Here is a 22,816-nt window from a genome sequence, read left to right as displayed (position 1 = left end):
TACCAAGGCTCTGACATGCTGACGCATCCTCGCCTTTGAAGAGTTTCGAATATCTCAAAGGCATCAAAGGTTTGAGATATTCGAAAATGGAATACAAGGACTCATTTCCAATGACTCTTTGTATCAATCGTGTGGCTTGATAAGAACCTGCTCCAATTGTTCGTTCGTTGGTGTGTATACAGTTGTGCCTTCATATGTGGTTTTCTGCGGAGGAAGGTTCATGATCTCCGCCTCCACAAAACTGGTGCCCCGGCTGTCACCTTCGGACGCCTCAGGCCCGGCAACATAGATCGTCGAAACGCTTTCCCAGAGATACTCTTTTCCTGTTTTCCAATCTCTGTAGCCGCCGTCGCCAACCAGTACGCGCTTCGTCATCAGCGCTGGAGCCGGCGCATTGCCGCCGCCATCAGGTTGTGGCAAAGGGACTAGATTGAAACCGAATGTGCCGCCTTCGGGATAGACGAACTCAATAATCGATACCTTTTCGGATGCCACCGCACCGAACAGACGGTCGCCCTGGCGAATATCCTTCTTCTTCTCATTGTGCGGATCGTCGCGGGCCGGATTGCGACCCTGTGGAAGGTCGCGCCATTGGTCAAGCGGCATCGAATTTGACACCACGATCACCGTTCCGCCTTTTTCAAGAAGAGGCGGCGCCACATAGATCGTGAGTTGGGCGCGCATGCCGTTATCGTCGGAGCTTTGGTCGGAGCAACCAGAGATCGCTACGGCAGCCAGGAATAGGAATGTGGCACGAACTGAAAACAGCCGTTTCATGGGATCTCCCGCTTCCAGACGTGATGTGAAGATACTGACAAGGCCAACAACACGCTGCGTCCGGTGGTGAAGAAAAGGTTTGGCTCGGCCTAACGATGCGCCGTCAATCTGATCGCTGATCTAGATTCAGCAGGCATCATCCAGAAACACATCCGCCGCCCCTTCAGCCGCAGCACCACCGCAATCGATGGCGTCGCCGCTCGTTTCGATCTAGGGCGTGAACGGAAAGTGGCAGGCATGACCGGAACCGATATCGCCGAGGCGGGTGATGCCGGGCATGGCGTTTCCTTCCAGCGTATCAGATCGTCCAAGTTAAGCCTGTGAGAAGGCGTTTAGAGAATCAGAATCAAGGCTTTCGCCTATACAGCAGGATTGTGCAGATGAAAGTGTTTAAAAGTATTGTTAGATATATTACGGTCGACCCAGGGAATTCAATATGCAGCATCTTATACGAGAAGCCGAAGAAGAGGAGTAGCATGAGTGAGACTTGGATATAAGTTTTCATTTTTCGCTCATTGAACAGCACCAGTACACACCACCTCAATCCATATTTTTTCTTCCTCAAGATACTCCTGGATCATTGTACGTTGCTTTGCCTAGAAGACGTTTTTCAGCCTCACGTTTCGCCCGATCAACGGGAGATTACCCAGGTAAGCGGCTCCTATCAACGCATCACAAAAATCGCTTTTTTACCACATTCATCTATGGGTCCCCTTAAAATACAGGACTGCCCCTATTGCGAATAACATTACAGATATAAACAATATTCCGAAATTGTAGAGCTTGATATCGCTTTCATTAAATAGAAAAAGAGAGGAAATTATTAGTCCTGAAGACAGCATCAGAATAATTCCCATTATCCCTGCCGCAATCCATATCATCGAAATTATAAAATTCTTCATTGTTTTTGAAGGTTGCCCTGGCGTTCAGCCTGCATCATCCAGAAACACATCCGCCGCCCCTCCGCAATTGATAGCATCACCGATCCGTCCGGCGGGCCTGCCATTGATGAACACCGTCGGCGACCCCGCCGCCAAGGCTCGGCTCCGGGCAGGAAGAACAGGCATGGGCGCCATAAGCATAACAATTATTTTTTAATTTTTTTATATATAATAATATTACATATTAATATATTTATCAATATTGCCAGATAAATAACTGTAGACCCGGGAAATTCAATTCGTAGAATTAGGTAAAATACAATGAAAAAACACATGAGAATTACTGATATAAGAATATACTGGGAAATCTTATCTTCCTTCGCTACCTTATTAAATACACGCATTGCGACGGCTTGATTTTGGGTTGATCGGGAACATATGCGTTTAATACGCCTCATTCTAAGATGATCCCGTATGATACCAAAGGTAACCGTACCCTAAGACAGATCCAGACTTCCCTTCGCATGAAAAGGTTTGATGAAAAGTCGCAAGCGTACTAGTATCCGTTGAAGGCAGCTCGAGAAACGTGAGGGCATTGTCTCTGTCATTATAGCAGATTGGTATTTTTATACCCAACGGCAAAATGCCAGATAGATATGCATTCAAGCTGCCGCTCTGGCCGAAGGAAACATGAATACCTGCGATAAAACAAAAAATAATTGCTAGCGCACAAGGCAGCGCATGACAAAATCGGTATATCGTTGCACCTAAAACGAACAAGACAAAAAATTTTGCAGATAACGGCACCTCGAATCCGACCGCGTCACCAGGAATTATATCCGGTGTTAAAAAATGGCCGGCATTGAAACCGAACAATATTATTCCGCAAGCGATAATAGTGATAAATCGAAATCTAGCCACGAATTTTGAACCTGATTTCGATCCAGTTGTCTTTGCGTGTATCGGCGTGGCGTAATATTTCTGCCTTGTTCTGCAGGTCAAAGAGGTTGATCCATCCAGTAACACGGCGTTGTCAGATTGAAGATGATGGAAGTGCTCTATCGCACTTAATGTTTCATTTTCGGATGAGACGCCGTTATCTCTAACCGCGGTTCGGTAACCGCCTGTCAAATGTCTTGTTTGCGCTGTATCTATGACGAAATTAGGCGAGTTTCCAAAAAGGTCAAGGTTGGTTTCGGCTTTACGGCGAGGCTGCTGTGGATCGTGCAACCGACAGGGGAGCGAGCTATTGTCTGCTTGGAAGGGGCGGGTGAGGTCAGGCTGAGTTGCGCGCGGTGTTCAGTTCAGCCAGGAAGCGATCCGCCCAGGACCGGCTCATCTCGTCGGCAAGTTTGGCGGTACCGGGGAGGATATATTGCGCAGAGGCCGGATCCAGCGACAGGTGCAACAGGATCTGCTGCAGGCTGGCGATCGGGTCGGCTGAAAGGGCTTCATAGGTCAACCGCAACGGGTCGATGTTTTGGTCGGCGAACCAAGCTTTCCAGGCATCGTCATAACCCGTGAAAGTGTCATGAGCCTTGCAGATTGTCGCTGCATCGTAAACGGGCTCTGTGGGCGCCGATAACCGTTCCAGCTCGCTGCCATCGGGCGCTTTGTGCCATAGACCGGTTTGCTGCGCCTTCACGTAGGAAATCGCCTGTTCCACCTTGTCCAGCCGGGTAAGGTGGATGAACAATGTGCGGCCGATGGTGGCCTCGATCCTATCGCGATCCGTGGCGACAGCCGGGTGGAGCAGCGTCAGCCTGTCGCGGAACTGCTCGAAGCTGTGACCTTGCAGCCTCAGGCCGAACAGGTCCGTCTGGCTGCGACCCTGCTTGAGCGCCTCCGCGAAAATCGCTTCCAAATGATCGATCTCGGGCAGGGATGGGTCGAGATCCAGCTTCAGATAGGCAAGCCAATCACCGATCGAGCCGCGATGGAAATAGGATCGCGGGTTGCCTGCCACAGCGGTTGCCCCCAGCAGCTTGCACAGAAGCGTGCTGCCGCTGCGTGGCGACGTGCAGATGATGTAGCTGTCATACATCGTGTATTCCCGCTCTTTCAGAGTGTGGTGTTGTCGGCCAAGAGGCATCTGCACCGGACGGTCAATATATCTCTGATAGTCCAGGGTGCCAGCAAGACGGTGGCGCATCAGCATCCGGTTGAACCGCACGAGGTCTCTTCTGCGTGCGGCTGCTTGACAGGTCGGGAGGAGCTCAGGGTGATCTCCGGTCATCCTCCCGGTGTGCAAGCCAGTGTATTATCCCTTCGACTGCGGGGCAGGCCGCGCATAGGCCGCCATATGTGACACGAAATCGGCCTTGCCGATGCCAATGCCGTGGTTGCGCAGGATGGCATAGGCGGTGGTGGCGTGGAAATACGACTGCGGCAGCGCCCAATCACGCGCAAACTGTTCGCCGTTGAGGTCAAAGGCCGCGCCGTTCGGCAGCGCGAGGGCGATCATCCGGGTAGCTGCATCGTCGAGTTCGTCGGGACCAAGCGTATCCAGAAACGTGGAGGCATCCTTGATGAAGGCGCGGGCTTTCGCCAGCGACACCGTGTTCGCGTCGGCCTCGCGTCCCTGACGGGCGACGACCTGCAGGCTTTCCGGCTTGTCCTCGCCCTTCAACCGAAACACCGTATCCTGCGCCTGATAGGCGACAAAGCAAATCTGCGTCCAAAGCGGATGCATGTCCGGCGCCAGGCGGGACATGAGCAGCTCCTGCATCCGGTCCGGGGCCTGCTTCTCTGCCTTGTCGAGCACGACGGTCAGGGTCTGCAGCATGTGTTTGAAGGAGGGAACGAGCAGGGCGGTCAATGACATCTTGGGTTCCTGGAATAGAGAAAGTATCAACGGGCGCATTGATAGCGCATCGCAACGGCTGCTGGCAGCCGTTGCATGGCAAAAAATCAACTGCAGATCTCAGGCGGTCTCTTCTTGAAAAGATCGTTACCGGTAAGGCCAAGGTCGATTGACCAGACACTACATCACATCTGGGGAGAGATCTTCACAACAGTGTCGCCGATAAACACGATGACGTAGCCGCCCTTCGGTTCGGCCTGGCTGGCCCATCGGCGCATCTGGTCGGAATAGGGAGGGCGCTGCCAGACATCGGGAAAGGCCGGATCGACAAGGACCGTGACCTGCGCGCCCTGGCCATAGACCATCATATGACTGTCCTGGGGGTGCCATTCCGGCCCGATATGGCCTTCCATCCACAGACAGAGGAAGTCACGGCAGAGCTGCGGCCGCGCTTCATAGATCCGACAGCCGGTTTGGTTGCAATGGCGGCAAGGCTGATTGGCAGGTTTGTCCAGTTCCTCGATGTCTGGCAGGCGGCAGCACAGCGTGCAGGTGCCGCAGCGACGAGCCGGACCGGCGATGGGTTGGGAAACGGGAATTGGCATGACGGCGGCGGTTCCGTTCAACGGGCAACCGCCGCTCTACCATGGCTTGGACTTACCCGCCAGCGTGCCAGCGCTCAGGCGGCCGCGGGCTTCAGCGTTTCGAGCGTCTGGATCTTGCCGTTCACGGCGGCGGCTCCTGGCTGGTAGAGGCGGCCGAAGCGATTGGCGAGGAAGGCGTCGAGGCCGATATCTTCCTGGCGCACGAATCCGGATTGCGGCAGGAGGCCGCCGGCGAGCAGGTCAAGCACGGTGCAGATGCCGGCAGCCGTGGTGATCTGGATGGCGCTCATCCTGACGCCCGCGACCGTTTCGGCATAGACCTTGTTGGCATAGGTTTCCTGAAGGTAGCGGCCATCGCGCCAGCCGCAGACGGTGACGAAGATCACCACCACGTCCTGCATGGTGGCGGGCAGGGCGTTTTCGAACAGGTCCTTCAGCACGTCTCGGCGGTTCTTCAGGTTGAAGTCGTTGAGCAGCGCCTTGATGATTGCCTGATGGCCGGGATAGCGGATGGTGCGATAGTTCATGGTGCGCACCCGGCCTTCCAGCGTCTTTGCCAGTGTGCCGAGCCCGCCTGAGGTGTTGAAGGCCTCGTAGGTGACGCCGTCGAGAGAAAACTCTTCGCGCTCCTCCATGGCGGGCACGCTGATCAGCCGACCCTCGACGATGGCCTCGCAGGGCTCGATATATTCGTTGATCAGCCCGTCGGTGCTCCAGGTGAGATTGTAGTTGAGGGCGTTGGACGGATATTGCGGCAGCGCGCCGACCCGCATGCGCACGCTATCCAGCTTGTCGAAGCGCTTGGCCAGATCATGGGCGACGATGGAGATGAAGCCGGGCGCAAGCCCGCATTGCGGAATGAAGGCATTCGCTGCGCCCTTGGCCAGAACCTCGACCCGTCGGGTGGTCGCAACGTCTTCGGTGAGGTCGAGATAATGGGTGCCGGTGCGCGCCGCACTTTCGGCAATGGCGCCGGTGAGGTGGAACGGGGCGGCTGAGAGCACTGCGAACTGGCCGCCGAGATGTGCGTCGAGCGCTACGCTGTCAGAAATGTCCAGTTCCGCCGTAGCGATGGCCGGGTGCTTGTCCAGCTTGGCCAGTTGTTCGGCGCTGCGGTCTGCAACGATCACGCGGTAATCGCCGGTTTCGGCCAGAAGATGAGCAATGGCTCCGCCGATCTTGCCTGCGCCAATGATGGAAATGTTTTTCATGATCGTTCCCCGGATGCTTTTAAAGAAACTCCAGTGTGGGACCAGTGCCTGTTGATTCACAGTGGTGATTTGCGCGATTTCGCTTATGATATTAGGCAAAATGACGAGAGGTTTGCGCAGAATGCAGGTTTCGGAGAAGGACCGCGAATTACTGGCGCTGCTGGGCGAAAACGCCCGCATGCCGGTTGCCACGCTGGCGCGCCGCCTCGGCCTGTCGCGCACCACGGTGCATGCCCGGCTGGAACGGCTGGAGCGGGAAGGGGTGATTGCCGGCTACGGCCTGCGGCTGTCGGATGCCTATCAAAGCGGGCTGATCCGCGCGCATGTGATGATAACCATGGCGCCAAAGGCGCTGTCGCTGGTGACGGCGGAACTGGCGGCCATACCGCAGGTGACGGCGCTGCATTCCGTCAACGGCCCCTACGACCTGATTGCCATGCTGGCGGCGCCGTCCATCCAGGATCTCGACCGGCTGATCGACCGGATCGGGGAATTGTCGGGGGTGGAGCGGACGCTGTCGTCAATCATTCTGTCGACGCGGATCGCGCGGTGATGTCCAGAAAGCGTCAGAGGCCGGCGGCTTTTCGCAGGTCTTCGTTCATCCTGCTTTGCCAGCCCTTGCCGGTGGATTTATAGTAGCTGATGATTTCGGGATCGAGACGCACGGAGATCTGCTGCCGTGGTGTTTCCACTTTCGGGCGGCCACGCTTGGCCTTCTCGCGCTCAATGCTCGTCGCCAGATCGGGAAAAGCCTCGCGAAACGATCGACCCTTGGAAAGCTGAGCATCGGTCAGTTCCGGATTGTCTGGGTCTGAAGCGATCCGCTTTTGAATTTCGGCTTCTTCCAGATCGGTCAGTGGCCGTTTCGAGGAGAATGGTATCGACATCAGAACCTCCTTTCGTTACGACTCGCGACACGCATGGAAATGACTGAAATTGCTTCGGTCCCCAGCGGGCGAAATACGACGGCGACGATGATCCGGCCCTTGAACTCACCGATTGCCAGAAAGCGATTCTGCTTGGCTGGATAGACCATGCAGTCTTCGAAAAAATCGATCGTCAGGTCCGCGAAATCAAGGCCATGCTTTTCAAGATTGGCTTTGCGCTTATTCTCATCATAAGCGATTTTCATCGATTTATTGTATCACATTTAATGGATGGAGCAAGGCTTGTTGCGAAACATGTATATGCAATGAAGGTAAGGCAAACGGCGGGATTTCCCGCCGTTTGCCGTCTGTTCGTTACTTCCCCCGCAGCTCCAGCACTCGGTTGGCTGCCGAAACGATGGCTTCAAGCGAGGCCGTCACGATGTTCTTGTTGATGCCGGCGCCGAACAGGCGGCCACCGGGATGGTCAATTTCGACATAGGCGATAGCTGCGGCGTTGGAGCCGTGTTGCAGCGAATGTTCGGAATAATCGCGCACGGAGATTTCGACACCGAGATAGGTGGAGAGCGCGTTGACGAAGCCGTCAATGGGGCCATTGCCCTTGCCTTCGATGCGCTTCACCTCGCCACCATCGGTGATTTCGGCGGCGACGATCCGCATGCCCTTCACCGCCGTGTCCGGATAGGTGTGGTGATCGACGAATTTGAGCCGACCGTTGGGCTGGTCGATATAGCGGGCGATGAAGCTGTCATAGATGCGCTTGGAGGGCAGTTCCACGCCTTCTTCGTCGGTGATCCGCTGGATTTCCTCGCGAAATTCCACCTGCAGATTGCGCGGCAGGTTGATGCCGTAGTCCTCCTGCAGAATGTAAGCGATGCCGCCCTTGCCGGACTGCGAGTTGATGCGGATGATCGCCTCATAGGAGCGGCCGACATCCTGCGGATCGATCGGCAGATAGGGCACTTCCCAGACCGGGGAATTGGCCTTCTTCACCGCCTTCATGCCTTTGTTGATCGCATCCTGATGCGAGCCGGAGAAGGCGGTGTAGACCAGTTCACCGACGTAGGGATGGCGCTCGGGAATGGTCATCTCGTTGGAATATTCGTAGACCGCCTTGATGCGCTCGATTTCAGAGCAATCCAGCTCGGGGTCGATGCCCTGGGTATACATGTTCAGCGCCAGCGTCACAACGTCGACATTGCCGGTGCGCTCGCCATTGCCAAACAGCGTGCCTTCCACCCGGTCGGCGCCGGCCATCAGCGCCAGTTCGGTCGCAGCAATGCCGGTGCCGCGGTCGTTATGGGGGTGCAAGGAGATGATGACGTTTTCGCGGTTGTCGATGTTGCGGCACATCCATTCGATCTGGTCGGCATAGATGTTCGGGGTGGCCATTTCCACCGTCGAGGGCAGGTTGAGGATCAGCTTGTTGTCGGGCGTCGGCTTGATTTCGGCGATGACGGCGTTGCAAATCTCCAAGGCCACGTCCAGCTCGGTGCCGGTGAAGCTCTCAGGCGAATATTCGAAACGGTAACCGCCGCCGGCTTTCGCTGCCATGTCTGATATCATCTTGGCGGCGTCGACGGCGATCTGCTTGATGCCGGGCACATCCTTGGCGAACACGACGCGGCGCTGCAATTCGCTGGTGGAATTGTAGAAATGGATGATCGGCTGATGTGCGCCTTCCAAAGCTTCAAACGTGCGGGTAATCAGTTCCGGCCGGCACTGGACCAGCACCTGCAACGAGACATCCTTGGGTACGTTGCCCTGTTCGACGCACCAGCGGGCGAAGTCAAAATCGGTCTGCGAGGCCGAGGGAAAGCCGATTTCGATTTCCTTGAAACCCATGTCCAGCAGCAGCTGGAACATCCGGGCCTTGCGGTCATGGCCCATCGGGTTGACCAGCGACTGGTTGCCGTCGCGCAGGTCGACCGAGCACCAGATGGGCGCCTTGGTAATGGTCTTCGACGGCCAGGTGCGATCGGCAATATCGATCTGCGGATAGGCCCGGTACTTTTTCGCTGCGTCCGGCATGCCTTTGCTGGCGGAATGGGTATTCGACATGGTCTCTTCTCTTCTCGTCCCGAATAGATCGCTCTATAGCCGGTCATGCGGCGTTTGCGAATGTTCTATCCGGCCCTTGGGCGGGTCATCTGTTCGATTTTGTGGATGATGAGGAGCAATCGCCTGCGACGGCTAACCCGGCCGCCGGGCGCTCCTCAATGGACCCGGCAACCGCGGATAAGGTCGAGAAGAAGAAGCGAGGATAGGGCGCGCGACGATGCTGCGCGGCTGGCGATGCAGCAGCTTGCAGTCTTCGTCATGGAATGGCCCGATGTCTTCATGATCAAAACCTATAATCAGCTGGTTTCGGACTGGCAAGGACAATTTTGAATACAGCGCCGCGCGTTTTATAAAACGCGCCAAGGACGCTGTAACATTTTAAATCTGCCGCATAATTCCTTAAATCGATTCCGATTTAAGGAATTATGCGGCGGGGCTTCAGCCGAATGGCGAGCCTGCTCAGGCCGAGCATGGCAAGGCCGCCGATCAGGCCCCAGAAGGCGGAGGAAATACCAAGCAGCGAAATGCCCGATGCGGTGACGAGAAAGGTTGTTGCGGCGGCTTCCCGTGTGGAGGGTTCACGGAAGGCAGCGACCAGTGAGCCGGAAAAAGCGCCGATCAGTGCCAGCCCGGCAACCGATTCAATCAGGATCGGCGGGGCGAGCGCGACGAAGGAGGTAACCAGCCCGGCCATCAGGCCAAGCACGAGATAACCGACCCCGCCGATGATCGCCGCCCAGTAGCGCCGCGCCGGATCGGCATGGGCATCATGGCCGGCCGCCATGGCGGCGGTGACGGCGGCGAGATTGATGGCGTGGCCGCCGAAGGGCACGGCGAGTGCCGTAAACAGGCCGGTTACGGTAAAAAGTGGGCCGGGGCGTGGATGGTAATCATGCACCTTCAGCACCGCGATGCCGGGAATGTTCTGCGAGGCCATAGTGACGATGAACAGCGGCAGGGCGATTGAGATCATCGAGGCCAGGGTGAATTGCGGCATGACGAAAGCGACCGGTGGCACGAGGGCTGAGCCAAGCGCAGCAAAGGCGCCGTCCGGCAGCGGCACGCCGAAGATGAGCACGAGAACGAAGGCGGCAAGCGCTGCCGGCACGGCATAGAGTCGGTTGATCGTGCCGACCACGGCCCAGGCAATAAGGATCGGCAGGCCAAGCGCCGGACTTTGCTCCACGGCCTTGAAGGGCGCAAAGCACAGGCCGACGATGACGCCGCCCAGCATGGCATTGGCAAGTGGGCTCGGAATGGCGGCAATGGCCCGGCCAAGCGGCCGGAACAGGCCGGCCAGCACGATCAGCGCCGCACAGGCCAGAAAGGCGCCGACGGCTGTTGGAAACCCGCCGGCAGGAACGCCTGCGGTGACGAGAAGGGCAGCACCCGGCGTCGACCAGGCGATGGAAATCGGCATCCTGGTCTTGATGCTGACGAGGATGCCGCAGATGCCCATGGAGACCGACAGCGCCATCAAGCCGGAAGCCGCCTGCAAATCGCTGGCGCCGACGCCCTTCAAGCCCTGGAGAATGACGGCAAAGGAACTGGCAAAGCCGACAAAGGCCACGAGCAGGCCCATGAACAGGCTTTGCGGCGAGAAGTGTTTGAGCATGAGGACGGTCCGGACGCAGGAAGATGCGGCTGGAACATCAGGTTTTTCTGACGGACGCAAGGCTTTCCATCGTCAAGCGGGTACGCCCGCCCGCAAAACACCATCAAGTCCGGGTGAACAACCACGCGCTGCGGCAGGTTGTCAGGCGAGGGTGCCGCCCGCGCTGCGACGGCGCGACAGGCTAGAGTCTGTCAGGTTCAGATTGAACCAGACAGACTCTATATTCCTTTGTTTTCGTTTGTCTTTTCGGGAAAACCGGGTTCCACTTTCCCCTGACAAACTCTAATGGTCTTCAGCCAGTGATCGATTGAAAGCACACCGGGGCCACGGGCAATCACGATCAGTAGGCACGCGGCCCAGGTGCCATGGGTTGGCCAGGCATCGGGATAGACGAAGATCTCGATGACAAGGGTCATGCCGAGCAGGGCGAGCGCCGAAAGCCGGCTGGCAAAGCCGATCACCAGCAGAATCGGAAACAGATGTTCGGCGAGGGCCGCCATATGGGCGGCAAGCCATGGGTCGACCAGCGGCAGCTTGTACTCGGTCTCAAACAGGTAGACGGCGCTGTCGGTGACGTGAAATCCCTCGACCTTGGTCTGCCCCGATTGCCAGAACACGGCGGCAATCGACAGCCTGGCAATGAGCGCAATCAGATCATGCGGGATGCGGCCCAGCAATGCTGTAGCCTTGTCGGCGGTGGCGGCGATCTGCATGGAGCTTCCTCTAGGATATCGCCGTGAAGACGCCGCTTTGCAGCGCTCCGGCCAGGTTGATGGTCAGGTCGAATTCGAGGCTGTCGGTTAGGGCCGCTTCCGCGGCATCGCCAAGCGTTTCTCCGGCGGCGAGTGCAGCGAGAAAAGCGGCTCCACCTGGCGGCAGGCGCCGTAGCTCCACGATCATCTGCGGGCGGATCACCAGTGCGTCCTCGCCACGCCAGGGCTCGATAGGCGCAAGGTCCTGCTCCCCCGAATTCATCGCCCAGATGGTGACGACAGGATGCGCCGAGCGCAGCAGGCCAAGCGAGGGATGCGGCGCAAATCGTATGAGCCCGATGCGGTCGGGATCGACCTGCGCAAGCTCGGCCGGGTCGAGCGGCGCGCTATCTTCGGCGTGGTAGGCCTTGCTGCGCAGTGCCTCCAGCCTGATCACGTCGGACAGGTATGTCAGTTCTGCCGCCGGCTCGAATTGCTCGACAAAACCGGCGAGCGTATCGCCATAGTCGAGCAGCAGCGGCGAGCGTGGCGGATGGGCGGCAATGAAGGCTGCTGCCAGGCCGGCAAAGAAGTCCTCGCCGACGATAGCCTGGGTAGCGGGAAAGCGGGCGGCCAGCGCCCCGCGCAGGCTGGAGGCGACATTGTTGCGATAGACCGCGAAGCGGCGGGCGGGTGCCGGATCGTTCCAGGCGGCAACGCCCTCGGGGATGGGTGCGTCGGAATTGCGCAGGGCGTCGGCGAAGCGTGTCTGCTGCGCGGCTGCCGTGTCGGATGGGGATGGGAAGACCGACATCATCTACCTCATGCCGCCCGGATGCCGGTTTGCGCCGACCTTGCCAGCAGCGCCTCAGCTGCCTCAGCCTCGGCCAGCAGCACCGGCCAGTCCGGCACGTCATTGTCCCATTCGATCAGGGTCGCACGGCGCCCGGTGCGGGCGAGCACCTCTTCATAGAGCGCCCAGACAGGGTCCTTGACCGGCGTGTCGTGGCTGTCGATCAGCAGCGGTGCGCCCTGGTCGTCCACGGTTTCGCTATGGCCGCTCAGATGGATTTCCCGCACCTTGTCCAGCGGAAAGCGTGCCAGATAGGCGCGCGGATCGAGCCGGTGATTGGTGGCGGCGACGAAGACGTTGTTGACGTCGAGCAGCAGTCCGCAGCCGGTGCGGGCGGTGAGTTCCGCCAGGAAATCCACTTCCTCTATCGTGCTCTCCTCAAAGATCACGTAGGTGGCCGGGTTTTCCAGCAGCATCTGCCGCTTCAGGCAGGATTGCACCTGATCGATATGGTCGGCAACGCAATCGAGCGTCCGGCGTGTATAGGGCAGGGGCAGCAGGTCGTTCAGAAACACTGTGTCATGCGAGGACCAGGCGAGATGTTCGGAAAAGCTCTCCGGCTCGTAGCGGTCGCAGAGTAGTTTCAGCCGGGCCAGATGGTCGCGGTCCAGCGGTTGCATCGAGCCGATGGACAGGCCGACGCCATGGATGGAGAGCGCGTAATCGGCCCTGAGCTTTGCCAGTTGCGCATGCGGCGGACCGCCCGCACCCATGTAGTTTTCCGCATGCACTTCGAAAAAGCCTAGCGGTTGGCGGGCTTCGATGATGCTGGCGAAATGCTCCGGCTTGAAGCCGGTGCCGGCATGCAATGGCAGATGCGAGGCCTTCATGGTGGCAATTCCTGGCAAAGTGGGTGGTAAAAGAATGGGTTGGAGAGGAGGCGGGCGGGGCGGTGCCCGCCTTCCTTCCGTGTTGGGCGGGCTATTAGACCGGGGCGGGGCCCTGGGTCAGCGCACCATGACCATTCGGGGTCTTCATCGTCTCGCAGGTGCCGGCGGGCACCAGCTTCCAGGCGTTCTTCTGGTAGTCGATCTTTGACGTGCCGGCGCAGGTGGTGCCAGCGCCTGCGGCGCAGTCATTCTGGCCTTTCATGGCGATTCCGTAGCACTTTTCCTTGGCTGCATCGGCGGCCTGGGCGGGGAGGCTGCCGGACAGCGCCAAAGCGGCAGTGAGCGAGGCGGCAAGGGTCATGGGGAGCTTGTTCATGGATATGGTCCCTGGTTTCTATGGTCTAGGTTTCGATAGACGGCGAGGATTAGGCCGACTTCAGCATGCCGTGGCCATGCGGTGTCTTCATCGATGTGCAGGTGCCGGTCGGAACCAGTTTGAAGGACGATTTGTCGTAATTCATCGTCGACTTGCCGGCGCAGTCGTGCTTGCCGGCGGCGCAATCGTTCTGGCCCTTCATGGCAACGCCATAGCATTTTTCCTTGCCGGACATGTCGGCGGCCTGGCTGGCGGGAGCGGCAACGGCGGCAAGAGCGGATGCGAGCGAGCCGGCAAGAGCGAAGGCGGCGATACGGTTGGTCATGATGTTCTCCTCGGATGATCGGCCGTGATTGGCTGACATCTGGGGCTACGGGCCGCCGCAAGCTTTCGTTACAGATTGCTCAGAAAAAAATTCACTGGGTCGTGGTGAAACTGCTAAAACAGCACCCGGCCGGGCAGCGTCGAAGAAATGTTTCCCGGGCTTGTAACAAACGCCGATGCGCCATCGTATAGGGGGAGTGGTGAAGCATTTTGCGCGTGAACAGCAATGGGCAGACTGGCTGCGGGCCGCTATGGCGGGCGATCAGCAGGCCTATCAGCGTTTCCTCGTAGCGGTGACGCCGCATCTGCGGGCCATGGCCCGGCGGCGCTGCGACCAGTTCGGCGCGCCCAAGGGCGAGGCGGAAGACGTAGTTCAGGACGTGCTGCTGGCGATCCATCTCAAACGCGGCACCTGGGACCCGTCGCGGCCGCTCGGGCCGTGGCTGACGGTGATCGTGCGCAACAAGCTGATCGACAGCCTGCGTCGGCGCGGTCGTCATGTCGAAGTGCCGATCGAAGACGTGGCGGCGACGCTGGCCGAAGAAACCGGGGCCGACGCCACCGATCACATGGACGCAGAACGCCTGCTTGAACAGCTGAAGGACCCGCAGCGCGACATCGTCAGGTCGATTTCGCTCAACGGTGCCGGGGTGCGCGAAACCGCAGCACGCCTCAATATGAGCGAAGGTGCAGTGCGGGTGACGCTTCACAGGGCGCTGAAAGCCCTGGCGGCCATCTATCGGAGTGACATGCAGTGAAGACAGACGATCTCATTCGCCTCATGGCAGAAGATGCTCCTGTTCGGTTCCCATTGGGGCGGCGGGTGGGGCTGGCGCTTGGCGTCGGCACCGTCGTTGCTGCAGTCCTGCTGCTGGCAACGGTCGGGCTTCGTCCCAATATCACTGCAGCACTCGAGACATTGCGGGTGGCCTTCAAGGTGACGCTGACGCTGCTTCTGGCCGTGACTGCTATTTGCCTCGTCCTGCGCGTCGGCCGGCCCGATGCAAGCCTGAAGCCGCTCGGTTTTTGCCTGCTAATCCCGCTCGCGCTGCTGATTCTCGCGATGGGGCTGGAGCTGACGGCGGTTCCGAGCGCAGAATGGTCGAGTCGCCTTGTCGGCGTTCATGCTGCCTTCTGCGTCTTCTTCATTCCGGTCCTGTCGCTGGCGCCACTCTTTGGCCTGCTAGCCGCGCTGAAACATGGCGCGCCAAGCAATCCAGGTCTTGCCGGGGCCAGCGCCGGCCTTGCAGCGTCCGCCATTGCTGCTGCCATCTATGCCTGGCACTGCCCTGACGACAGCCCGCTATTTGTCGCTACCTGGTACGGACTTGCCGTCTGCCTCGTGACGGCGACGGGTTACGGTGTCGGAAGGCGGATGTTGCGCTGGTAGGGCGAGCTGTGGATAGCGGCCTGCAAACAAAAAACCCGCCGGATCGCTCCGACGGGGTTTGTTTTGGAAACAGGCGATATCAGCCGATATCTGCCTGGCTTTCGACGATCTTCGATACCAGGCCGTAGTCCTTGGCTTCTTCGGCCGACAGCCAGTAATCGCGGTCGATGTCCTTGGCGATCTTTTCTTCCGTCTGGCCGGTGGCCTTGGAGAAGATCTTGATCAGCCGGTGGTTCATCTTGATGATTTCGCGCGCCTGGATTTCGATGTCAGACGCCATGCCGCGGGTGCCGCCAGAGGGTTGGTGCAGCAGGAAGCGGGTGTTGGGCAGGCAAAGCCGCTGTTCTTTCGGCACCGATACGTAGATCAATGCGCCGGCGGAAGCGACCCAACCGGTGCCGATGATCCAGACCTTCGGCTTGATGAATTTGATCATGTCATGGATCGAATCGCCCGACTCGACATGGCCGCCCGGGGAATTGACATAAACCCTGATATCTTCGTCGCTGGCTGCGGCAAGCGCCACGAGCTGCGTGCAGACCTTCTGGGCCAGTTCCATGGTGATGCCGCCATAGATGAAGATCGAACGCGACTTGAAAAGATTCGCTTCCGTTTCCTTGCCGAGCGGCAGTTCCTTGCTCTTGTCGTCGTCTTCTTCGTTCATTCGGCAATCCTCACTTGCGTTTTGCTTACCCGCACATAGTGCGTCTCAAGGCTTAAAACAATGCTGGAAAAACACAAGCATGGAAGAGGTGAACAGGAGGTTAGAGTATCGGGCGAAAAAGTGGAATCCGGTTTTTCGTGAACCCGATGCGCAAAAAAGGAACCTAGAGCGTCGGGCGTTTCTGATTAAAAGCACGCCGCTCTAGGATCGACATAGATGATTTCCGCCCTGATATTTGGCTTACCTTTCAAGATTTAGGATCAGCTAAAACCTGTGGTTAACCCCTCTTGATTTATAGGATTTTGCAAGAGGACCTTCCATGCCGTCACGCATTCGTCTTGCCGAAATCATCGAAGCGCTCAGCTATGCTCTCGATATGACCGAGGGCCAGCCGGCTGGCCATTGCATCCGCTGCTGCCATATCGGCACCACTGTCGGACGGGCGCTTGGCTTATCCGAGCAGAGCCTGCACGATCTCTATTATGCGTTGATGCTCAAGGATCTCGGCTGTTCCAGCAATGCGGCACGGATCTGCGAGCTCTATCTCGGTGACGACATTGCCTTCAAACGCGACTTCAAGCTGGTCGACGGCAGTTTCCGCCAGGTCATCCAGTTCCTGCTGTCGCATACCGGGATGCAGACCGGGCTGGCGGAGCGGCTGCGCGTGCTGCTCGGTGTCATGAAAAACGGCAGCAAGCATGCGGTGGAGATGATCCAGACCCGCTGCCAGCGCGGCGCCGATATTGCCCGTCAGATGCGATTTTCCGAGGATGTAGCGCTCGGCATCCGCGATCTCGACGAACATTTCGACGGCGGTGGGTTGCCGATGCGGATTGCAGGCGCCGACATCCACATGTTTGCGCGCATAGCGCTACTGGCCCAGGTCGCCGACGTGTTCTTCAAGGCCGGCGGCTCTGAGGCGGCGGTGCGCGAAGTGGAAAGCCGGTCGGGCACCTGGTTCGATCCTGCGATCGTCAAGGCATTTGCCGGCATCTCGGTCAATCCCGCTTTCTGGGCGGAGCTATCGTCGCCGGATCTGGAGCGGATAGTGCTGGGCGCCGAGCCCGGCCGTCATGCAATCATGGCCGATGAGGATTATCTCGACGACATCGCCGCCGCCTTTGCCAGGGTGATCGATGCGAAAAGCCCCTATACATCTGGCCATAGCGATCGGGTGGCTTTGTTTACCGACCTGATCGCCGAACAGATGGGGCTTGATGACATGCAGCGCCGGCGGCTGAAACGGGCGGCCCTGCTGCACGATATCGGCAAGCTCGGCGTGTCCAACAGCGTGCTCGACAAACCGGCAAAGCTCGACGAGGCGGAATGGGCCGCCATGCGCCGCCACGCCGAGCTGTCCGAAAACATCCTGTCTCGAATCGCAGCCTTTGCCGATCTAGCCGTTATCGGCGGCGCCCATCATGAGCGGCTGGACGGCAGAGGCTATCCGCGCGGATTGAAAGGCGATGCGATCAATCTGGAAACCCGGATCGTTTCGACCGCCGATGTCTTCGATGCGCTGACCGCCGATCGACCTTACCGGGCGGCGATGACGGTGCGCAATGCGCTCGACATTCTCTGGGAGGGTGCTGGCACAAGCCATGACGCGGCCTGCATCGAGGCGCTGCAGCAGGCGCTTGCCAAGGCCGAATTGCTGGCGGCTTGATCCGGCAGAGTGACCGTTAATCGCTCAGCCGCTGGCTGTCGGTGACGGTGAGCGGTTTGCCATCTTCACCCAGCGTGTGCCGCTCCCAATCGAGCACCCAGGCACCCTTTTCGCCCGAAATCGAAAACAGATTATAGGCCGCCGGTGGCTTGCTCCTGCCTGGCCCCTGGCTCGCCGATGCGATGCCGACCACAGGCACGCGACCATGGCGGTTGTGCAGCCAGTTCAGGGTGTTGAGGTGGGTGTGGCCGTGCAGGACCAGTTCGGCTCCACCAAGCGACACGGCGGCGGCAAAGCGGCGGATACCGATCATCCGCTTGTGCTGGGAAGCCGCACCCCGGATCGGCGGATGGTGGATCAGCACCACGCGAAACAGGCCTTCCTCACCGGCTTCGCGCAGCAATTGCGCGGTCTCACGGGCCTGGCGGGAGCTGAAATAGCCGCTGGCGGAAAAGGGCGGGGTGGCAATGGAGGTGGAGCAACCGATCAGTGCCACCTGGCCGCGCCGGCGCAGGGTGGGCCAAAGCTTGAATTCCTTGCGCCATGTTTGAGGGTCGGTATCGCCTCGCACATAATCATACCAGGCGTGCATCGCCTTTTCATGGGCGCCCGGTACATAGGCGTCGTGATTGCCGGGGACGACAGAAACGGTCTCCGGGTTGCCAAGCTGTCGCAGCCAGTCGGCCGCCTTGTTAATTTCCAGGCCGGACGCGAGGTTGACGAGATCGCCGGTCACGGTCAAATGGTCGGGTGCCTGCGCGTGGATATCCGCGACCAGCGCATCCAGCGTGCCCGAGCCCATATGTTTTGCCCGGTTGCGATGCCAGTTGACATAGCCGGTGATGCGTTTCGACGCCAGTTCCCGGAAGGTCAGATGGGGCATGGGTCCGAGATGGATATCGGAGATATGAGCGAGCTTGAACATGAGACGTATCTATACCATCCAGGAGGCGGGGCAAGCGCAATGACATTGTTTGGTTTTGCGCGAAGGATCCGAAAACCGGCTGCCGATTTTCGGGCCGACGCAATTGTGAAACAGCCTGCACCTCAACCGGATGACAAGCCGCTCGGTTCCGTGAAAAAAGCTGTGATCCGTTTGCTGCACGTGTATTTTGCGCTGACACGCGGCATGACGCTTGGGGTGAGGGCGGCGTGCTTTGACGCGCAAGGCCGGATTTTCCTGGTGCGCCACACCTATCTGCCGGGCTGGTACATGCCGGGCGGCGGCGTGGAGCGCGGCGAGACAGCCTCAGAGGCGCTGGAAAAGGAATTGCGCGAAGAGGGCAATCTAGTGATGACGGCGCCGCCTGATCTGCTGCAATGCTGCCTCAACCGCACCGCCAGCCGGCGTGATCACGTGCTGTTTTACCGCGTCACCGTCCGCCAGACCGCACCGCGCCTGCCGGATCGGGAAATTGCTGAATGCGGTTTCTTCCCCCTCGACGCCTTGCCCGAGGGGGTGACGCCGGCGACGCTGCGCCGGCTGCGGGAACTGGAAACCAACGGTCCTTATCCCGATCTCTGGTGAAGGAACGGCAGGTCAGGGCCGACGGGGACGATCCCGGTCGGGTTGATGGTCTTGTGGCTGCCATAGTAGTGCCGCTTGATATGGTCGAGATTAACAGTCTCGGCCACGCCTTGCCAGTGATAGAGCCTGGACAGATAGGCAGACAGGGCCGGGTAATCGGCAATGCGGCGGATGTTGCATTTGAAATGGCCGACATAGACGGCATCGAAGCGCACCAGCGTCGTAAACAATCGCCAATCCGCCTCCGTCAGCGTCTGTCCGAACAGAAAGTCCTGACCTGTCAGCCGGGCTTCCAACATGTCGAGCGTCTCGAACAGCGGCGCAATCGCCTCTTCATAGGCTCCTTGCGTGGTGGCAAAGCCGGCTTTGTAGACGCCATTGTTGACCGTGTCGTAGATCCGGTCGTTGAGCGCGTCGATCTCTGCGCGCAAAGGCTCGGGGTAGAAATCCGCGTCATTGCCGGTCAAGCCGTTGAAGGCGGAATTGAACATGCGGATGATTTCGGCGGATTCGTTGGAGACGATGGTTTCATTCTGCTTGTCCCACAGGACAGGCACGGTGACGCGGCCGCTATAATGCGGATCGGCCTTCAGATAGACCTGCCAGAGGTAATCCGAGCCGAAGAGATCATCGCCCGTCGCCGCATCGTCTTTCACAAAGGTCCAGCCGTTTTCCAGCATCAGCGGATGCACGACAGAGACGGAAATCAGGTCCTCCAGCTGTTTCAGCCGACGAAAGATCAGGGTGCGATGCGCCCAGGGGCAGGCGAGCGCAACATAGAGATGATAGCGCCCGGCCTCGGCCTTGAAGCCGCCCTTGCCGCTCGGTCCCGGCGCGCCATCTGACGTCAGCCAGTTGCGGAACTGGCTTGCCGAACGCTGGAAATGGCCCTTGGTGGCTTTCGTATCGTACCAGGCGTCGCTCCAGACGCCATCGACCAGCATGCCCATAAGGTGTTTCCTCCGTTACTTTATTGAAGTTTTCAGTAGTCTTATATGCGACAGCGGTCACGAATTGCGATGGCCTTGCCGATGAACAGTGTGTTTTGGGATGGACGGGCAGAATTTTTGTTGTTATGCAAATCGCCATTGAAAAAGGACGCTGATCCCATGACCCTTAACCGGAACCCGCGACGACGCTGATGCTGCTGAACCACCCTGGCTGGTGGTGACCACTCTTTGCGCAATTCGCTTTACGGTTCCGGTTTTCATGAACAGCCACGATCTCGTCTACCTCACCGAGGACGCGTCGCACGACGCCATCATCGAACTCATCAATGCAGAAGCTTTCGGCCCCGGCCGCTTCGTCAAGGCCGCCGCCCGTATCCGCGAGCAAGGCCCGCATGACCGGACGCTGTCCTTCGTCTGCGCCGACCGGGGCGAAACCATCGCATCGGTGCGGATGACGCCTGTCCTGGCCGGAAGCGTCACAGGCCACATGCTCGGCCCGCTCGCCGTGCGCCCCTCGCATAAGTGTCTCGGCATTGGCCGGGAACTGGTGCGCATCGCCATCGAGGCTGCCCGCAGGGCCGGTTCGGAAGCGGTGATCCTGGTCGGCGATCCCCCCTATTACATGCCGCTCGGCTTTGAAAAAATCGCCTACAAGGCCCTGGAATTTCCTGGTCCTGTCGATCCGAACAGGGTTCTGGTCGTGCCGCTCGTGGAAAACGTTCATGCACGGCTGAAAGGCGCCATCGCCTGGCGCCAGGGTGAGACCATTGCCGTCGAAGATGTGGCCGATGACGAGGATTACGAGCCGGTGTTGCTGGTCGCCAACGGCTGATCAATCACTGCGGCGTCTGATCGATCCAGTGTTCGACTGCCCATTGCTCTGCCGCGCCGATAATCAGATCACAGACCGGATCCTTGATCGCGTAATAGGCGTCGAGATCGTCTGAATGCCTCGCCGCCAGTTCTCTCTTGATCAGGGCGTAGGTTGCCACGGCTGCGGGACAGGCACGCAGATAATCCCGAAACAGCCTCGGATAACGTTCGTTCGGAGCGCCAAGGCGCCGGATATGGACATTTGCAGCCCGCGTACCGGCCATGGATTTTGCATAGCGCTTTGTCCAAAGCTCTGGGTTCGGATCTTCGTTTGGAGGGACGTGATCCCTCCAAATATTCTCGAACAGATTGAAGCCAAGCCTTGAGAGGCGGGTGCTGATATCCTCGGGAAGATCGAGGGAATGCACACTGACCTGCACGTCGACGATGTCTTTGGCTGCCAGTCCCGGTACCGAGGTGGAGCCGATATGCTCAATTCTGACGGCCAGGGTGCCGAAGGCCTCAGTCAATGTCTCGGAAATGACCTTGAATTCCGTCGCCCACTCTGGTCGTGGCGGCACAATCTGGATGGACATCCGTATTTCCCCATTTCTCGAGAATTCTGCCATTGCCGAAGGGGCCGAGGCGGCACTAGCACAATGGGGTTGGCGAGACCACCGACAGCGCCGTGCGATGCCTTGAATCGATAGGCATCAAGAGCTTTCTTGTTGTATCCCCCAATCTTGGTTCGTCGCCGACAGGTGGGCAGAGCTAGCCGTGATTCCTTGCGCAATGTCTAGGATCGGAGAGTGAAGGGTGGATCGGCAGGGCCGATTTGCTTGAAAGCTCCTCGCAGTGTTTTCAACGCGGCTTCATCACCGGTGGCAATCTCGAAGTAGCTGCTGTCGATGGCGCGGATCGTCAGCCACGGGCCGTGGTCGGAGTCTTGCCGATCTTTGCCTGACAGATACGCTGTGAATTCACCCCAGATAACTTGCGTGGTTTGTTTGGCCAAAGCCCGTAGATGTCGACCGGTCAGCGTTTCATCCGTGTTTGCAAAGGCTTCCAGCTTCTCGCCACCTTCGCCTGTTGCGTCGAACCGCTCGAGTTGGGGCAGGACGGATTTGATTGTCGAGACCCGCCACACGGCTTGCATCGATCGCGGTGCGAGAAGCGCCAAGAAATCGATGAGGTCAAAGGCCAAGGTGCCGTTCTCGCTCACATCATGAATCCGGATGGTTTCCACGCTGGCCTTTCTTTCTGTCATAGGCGTTCAAACCTGTTGGCCTCGCCCTCGCTGCTTGACATAATTCATGCCGGGGAAGCCGCCGCGAGCCGTCTGTTCCCGAACGATATGCCATAGCAAAGTGCAGGTCGAGAGTTACCGCAAGGGGCCGGTCTGTCGACTTTCGGGCAACGGGAAAAAGCGAAACTGGAGGGAATGGATGACTGACTGGAATCTTATCCGAGACATGATGGCGGCAGCGATCGATACATGCGAGCGGGTAGAGGCTGCTGGATACGATGAGGACGACAGGGACGCGGTTGCTAATGTGGGAGGCGTAGACGTAAGCATCCAGGATTTTCTGACAAGCGCGTGGACCTACCCGGAAAATATTCGATACGCGATCATCCGAGAAAGACATGATCAGGCAGACGATCGCGCCTATGTGCCGGAAGCTTCCCGCATACTTATCGCCATGGCCCAAGCCGCAGCGGAAATAATCGGATCCCACCAGCCCAAGGCTCCAGCAGAAGATGACATTAGAAAGATGGTCACCTGGTTCGATCGCCACGCCGTCCCTGGTATCGAGAAAGCCATCGCAAACCGGCGCAGAAGCTCATCTCAAAATCGAGAGTGTAAGGTCTGAAAGGCCCCTCGGGGCGGAG

Annotated in this window: 27 protein-coding genes; 7 read left to right on the top strand and 20 right to left on the bottom strand. The window is 58.7% G+C overall.

The genetic code is table 11. From position 1 onward, the window contains the following. Positions 1-123: 123 nt before the first annotated feature. The 6 genes from BJF91_RS14215 to BJF91_RS14175 all read right to left on the bottom strand — a co-directional run bounded on the left by BJF91_RS14215 (position 124) and on the right by BJF91_RS14175 (position 6,277). Positions 124-777 carry a hypothetical protein gene (locus BJF91_RS14215; protein ID WP_075615122.1) on the bottom strand — a complete coding sequence of 218 codons (654 nt, stop codon included), beginning with the start codon at positions 775-777 and terminating at the stop codon, positions 124-126. A 926-nt stretch (positions 778-1,703) separates the two neighbouring features. Continuing rightward, a complete protein-coding gene (locus BJF91_RS14200) occupies positions 1,704-1,844 on the bottom strand; it encodes a PAAR domain-containing protein (RefSeq protein WP_234801624.1) in 141 nt (46 codons plus the stop codon). A gap of 1,090 nt (positions 1,845-2,934) precedes the next feature. Beyond that, entirely contained in the window at positions 2,935-3,831 is an 897-nt protein-coding gene (locus tag BJF91_RS14190; protein WP_234801623.1) for a Stf0 family sulfotransferase, read from the bottom strand. A gap of 87 nt (positions 3,832-3,918) precedes the next feature. Continuing rightward, a complete protein-coding gene (locus tag BJF91_RS14185; RefSeq protein WP_075615118.1) occupies positions 3,919-4,482 on the bottom strand; it encodes a DUF1993 domain-containing protein in 564 nt (187 codons plus the stop codon). A 164-nt stretch (positions 4,483-4,646) separates the two neighbouring features. Then, complete coding sequence (locus BJF91_RS14180; protein ID WP_075615117.1) at positions 4,647-5,066, bottom strand: hypothetical protein; 420 nt, start codon at positions 5,064-5,066, stop codon at positions 4,647-4,649. A gap of 74 nt (positions 5,067-5,140) precedes the next feature. Then, positions 5,141-6,277, bottom strand: coding sequence for a saccharopine dehydrogenase family protein (locus BJF91_RS14175; RefSeq protein WP_075615116.1), 1,137 nt, complete (start codon positions 6,275-6,277; stop codon positions 5,141-5,143). 121 nt (positions 6,278-6,398) lie between these two features. Between BJF91_RS14175 and BJF91_RS14170 the strand changes: the two genes are divergently transcribed. Further along, positions 6,399-6,830, top strand: a complete 432-nt coding sequence (locus BJF91_RS14170; RefSeq protein WP_075615115.1) for an Lrp/AsnC family transcriptional regulator — start codon at positions 6,399-6,401, stop codon at positions 6,828-6,830. Between the two features lie 13 nt (positions 6,831-6,843). Here the strand turns inward: BJF91_RS14170 and BJF91_RS14165 are convergent, their stop codons facing one another. The 9 genes from BJF91_RS14165 to BJF91_RS14125 all read right to left on the bottom strand — a co-directional run bounded on the left by BJF91_RS14165 (position 6,844) and on the right by BJF91_RS14125 (position 13,916). Next, positions 6,844-7,164 (bottom strand): BrnA antitoxin family protein, encoded by a 321-nt coding sequence (locus tag BJF91_RS14165; protein WP_075615114.1) that lies wholly within the window; start codon positions 7,162-7,164, stop codon positions 6,844-6,846. Beyond that, the gene (locus BJF91_RS14160) at positions 7,164-7,409 is read right to left on the bottom strand and encodes a BrnT family toxin (protein WP_075615113.1); all 246 of its coding nucleotides are present in this window, start codon (positions 7,407-7,409) and stop codon (positions 7,164-7,166) included. Before BJF91_RS14160 ends, BJF91_RS14165 begins: the two co-directional genes overlap by 1 nt. Positions 7,410-7,518: 109 nt before the next feature. Beyond that, complete coding sequence (leuA, locus tag BJF91_RS14155) at positions 7,519-9,225, bottom strand: 2-isopropylmalate synthase (RefSeq protein WP_075615112.1); 1,707 nt, start codon at positions 9,223-9,225, stop codon at positions 7,519-7,521. 415 nt (positions 9,226-9,640) lie between these two features. Continuing rightward, positions 9,641-10,840, bottom strand: a complete 1,200-nt coding sequence (locus BJF91_RS14150; RefSeq protein WP_075615111.1) for a benzoate/H(+) symporter BenE family transporter — start codon at positions 10,838-10,840, stop codon at positions 9,641-9,643. A gap of 218 nt (positions 10,841-11,058) precedes the next feature. After that, positions 11,059-11,553, bottom strand: a complete 495-nt coding sequence (locus tag BJF91_RS14145; RefSeq protein WP_083943312.1) for a DoxX family protein — start codon at positions 11,551-11,553, stop codon at positions 11,059-11,061. Between the two features lie 10 nt (positions 11,554-11,563). Next, entirely contained in the window at positions 11,564-12,349 is a 786-nt protein-coding gene (locus BJF91_RS14140) for an HvfC/BufC N-terminal domain-containing protein (protein ID WP_234801622.1), read from the bottom strand. 5 nt (positions 12,350-12,354) lie between these two features. Beyond that, entirely contained in the window at positions 12,355-13,215 is an 861-nt protein-coding gene (bufB, locus tag BJF91_RS14135) for an MNIO family bufferin maturase (RefSeq protein ID WP_075615110.1), read from the bottom strand. A 94-nt stretch (positions 13,216-13,309) separates the two neighbouring features. Then, positions 13,310-13,591, bottom strand: coding sequence for a BufA1 family periplasmic bufferin-type metallophore (locus tag BJF91_RS14130; RefSeq protein ID WP_075615109.1), 282 nt, complete (start codon positions 13,589-13,591; stop codon positions 13,310-13,312). A gap of 49 nt (positions 13,592-13,640) precedes the next feature. Continuing rightward, positions 13,641-13,916, bottom strand: coding sequence for a BufA1 family periplasmic bufferin-type metallophore (locus BJF91_RS14125; RefSeq protein ID WP_075615108.1), 276 nt, complete (start codon positions 13,914-13,916; stop codon positions 13,641-13,643). Positions 13,917-14,115: 199 nt separating this feature from the next. On the opposite strand from BJF91_RS14125, the gene BJF91_RS14120 reads away from it, so the two are divergent. Further along, entirely contained in the window at positions 14,116-14,673 is a 558-nt protein-coding gene (locus BJF91_RS14120; RefSeq protein WP_075615656.1) for a sigma-70 family RNA polymerase sigma factor, read from the top strand. After that, entirely contained in the window at positions 14,670-15,305 is a 636-nt protein-coding gene (locus BJF91_RS14115) for an NrsF family protein (protein WP_075615107.1), read from the top strand. Before BJF91_RS14120 ends, BJF91_RS14115 begins: the two co-directional genes overlap by 4 nt. A 79-nt stretch (positions 15,306-15,384) precedes the next feature. Here the strand turns inward: BJF91_RS14115 and BJF91_RS14110 are convergent, their stop codons facing one another. Further along, positions 15,385-15,969, bottom strand: a complete 585-nt coding sequence (locus BJF91_RS14110; RefSeq protein ID WP_075615106.1) for an ATP-dependent Clp protease proteolytic subunit — start codon at positions 15,967-15,969, stop codon at positions 15,385-15,387. A 319-nt stretch (positions 15,970-16,288) separates the two neighbouring features. On the opposite strand from BJF91_RS14110, the gene BJF91_RS14105 reads away from it, so the two are divergent. Further along, positions 16,289-17,635: an HD-GYP domain-containing protein gene (locus BJF91_RS14105; protein ID WP_075615105.1), complete on the top strand. Its 1,347-nt coding sequence runs from the start codon at positions 16,289-16,291 to the stop codon at positions 17,633-17,635. Positions 17,636-17,651: 16 nt separating this feature from the next. Here the strand turns inward: BJF91_RS14105 and BJF91_RS14100 are convergent, their stop codons facing one another. Further along, entirely contained in the window at positions 17,652-18,560 is a 909-nt protein-coding gene (locus BJF91_RS14100; RefSeq protein ID WP_075615104.1) for a metallophosphoesterase family protein, read from the bottom strand. Positions 18,561-18,764: 204 nt separating this feature from the next. On the opposite strand from BJF91_RS14100, the gene BJF91_RS14095 reads away from it, so the two are divergent. Next, positions 18,765-19,163 (top strand): NUDIX domain-containing protein, encoded by a 399-nt coding sequence (locus tag BJF91_RS14095; RefSeq protein ID WP_083943345.1) that lies wholly within the window; start codon positions 18,765-18,767, stop codon positions 19,161-19,163. Here BJF91_RS14095 and BJF91_RS14090 read toward each other — a convergent pair. Next, a complete protein-coding gene (locus tag BJF91_RS14090) occupies positions 19,145-20,113 on the bottom strand; it encodes a glutathione S-transferase family protein (protein ID WP_075615103.1) in 969 nt (322 codons plus the stop codon). The two genes, BJF91_RS14095 and BJF91_RS14090, sit on opposite strands and share 19 nt — an antisense overlap. A 259-nt stretch (positions 20,114-20,372) precedes the next feature. On the opposite strand from BJF91_RS14090, the gene BJF91_RS14085 reads away from it, so the two are divergent. Further along, complete coding sequence (locus BJF91_RS14085) at positions 20,373-20,945, top strand: GNAT family N-acetyltransferase (protein WP_075615102.1); 573 nt, start codon at positions 20,373-20,375, stop codon at positions 20,943-20,945. A gap of 4 nt (positions 20,946-20,949) precedes the next feature. Here the strand turns inward: BJF91_RS14085 and BJF91_RS14080 are convergent, their stop codons facing one another. Together BJF91_RS14080 and BJF91_RS14075 are read right to left on the bottom strand one after the other, a co-directional pair. Next, a complete protein-coding gene (locus BJF91_RS14080) occupies positions 20,950-21,522 on the bottom strand; it encodes a GrpB family protein (RefSeq protein WP_075615101.1) in 573 nt (190 codons plus the stop codon). Between the two features lie 200 nt (positions 21,523-21,722). Further along, positions 21,723-22,193: a hypothetical protein gene (locus tag BJF91_RS14075; protein WP_075615100.1), complete on the bottom strand. Its 471-nt coding sequence runs from the start codon at positions 22,191-22,193 to the stop codon at positions 21,723-21,725. Positions 22,194-22,371: 178 nt separating this feature from the next. Here BJF91_RS14075 and BJF91_RS14070 point away from each other — a divergent pair, with 178 nt between their 5' ends. Continuing rightward, a complete protein-coding gene (locus tag BJF91_RS14070; protein ID WP_075615099.1) occupies positions 22,372-22,797 on the top strand; it encodes a hypothetical protein in 426 nt (141 codons plus the stop codon). Positions 22,798-22,816 lie beyond the last annotated feature (19 nt).

The organism is Gillisella taibaishanensis (genome assembly GCF_001938985.1).
Taxonomy (GTDB): Bacteria; Pseudomonadota; Alphaproteobacteria; order Rhizobiales; family Rhizobiaceae; genus Allorhizobium; species Allorhizobium taibaishanense.
This window is presented reverse-complemented; position numbering and strand designations above follow the sequence as displayed.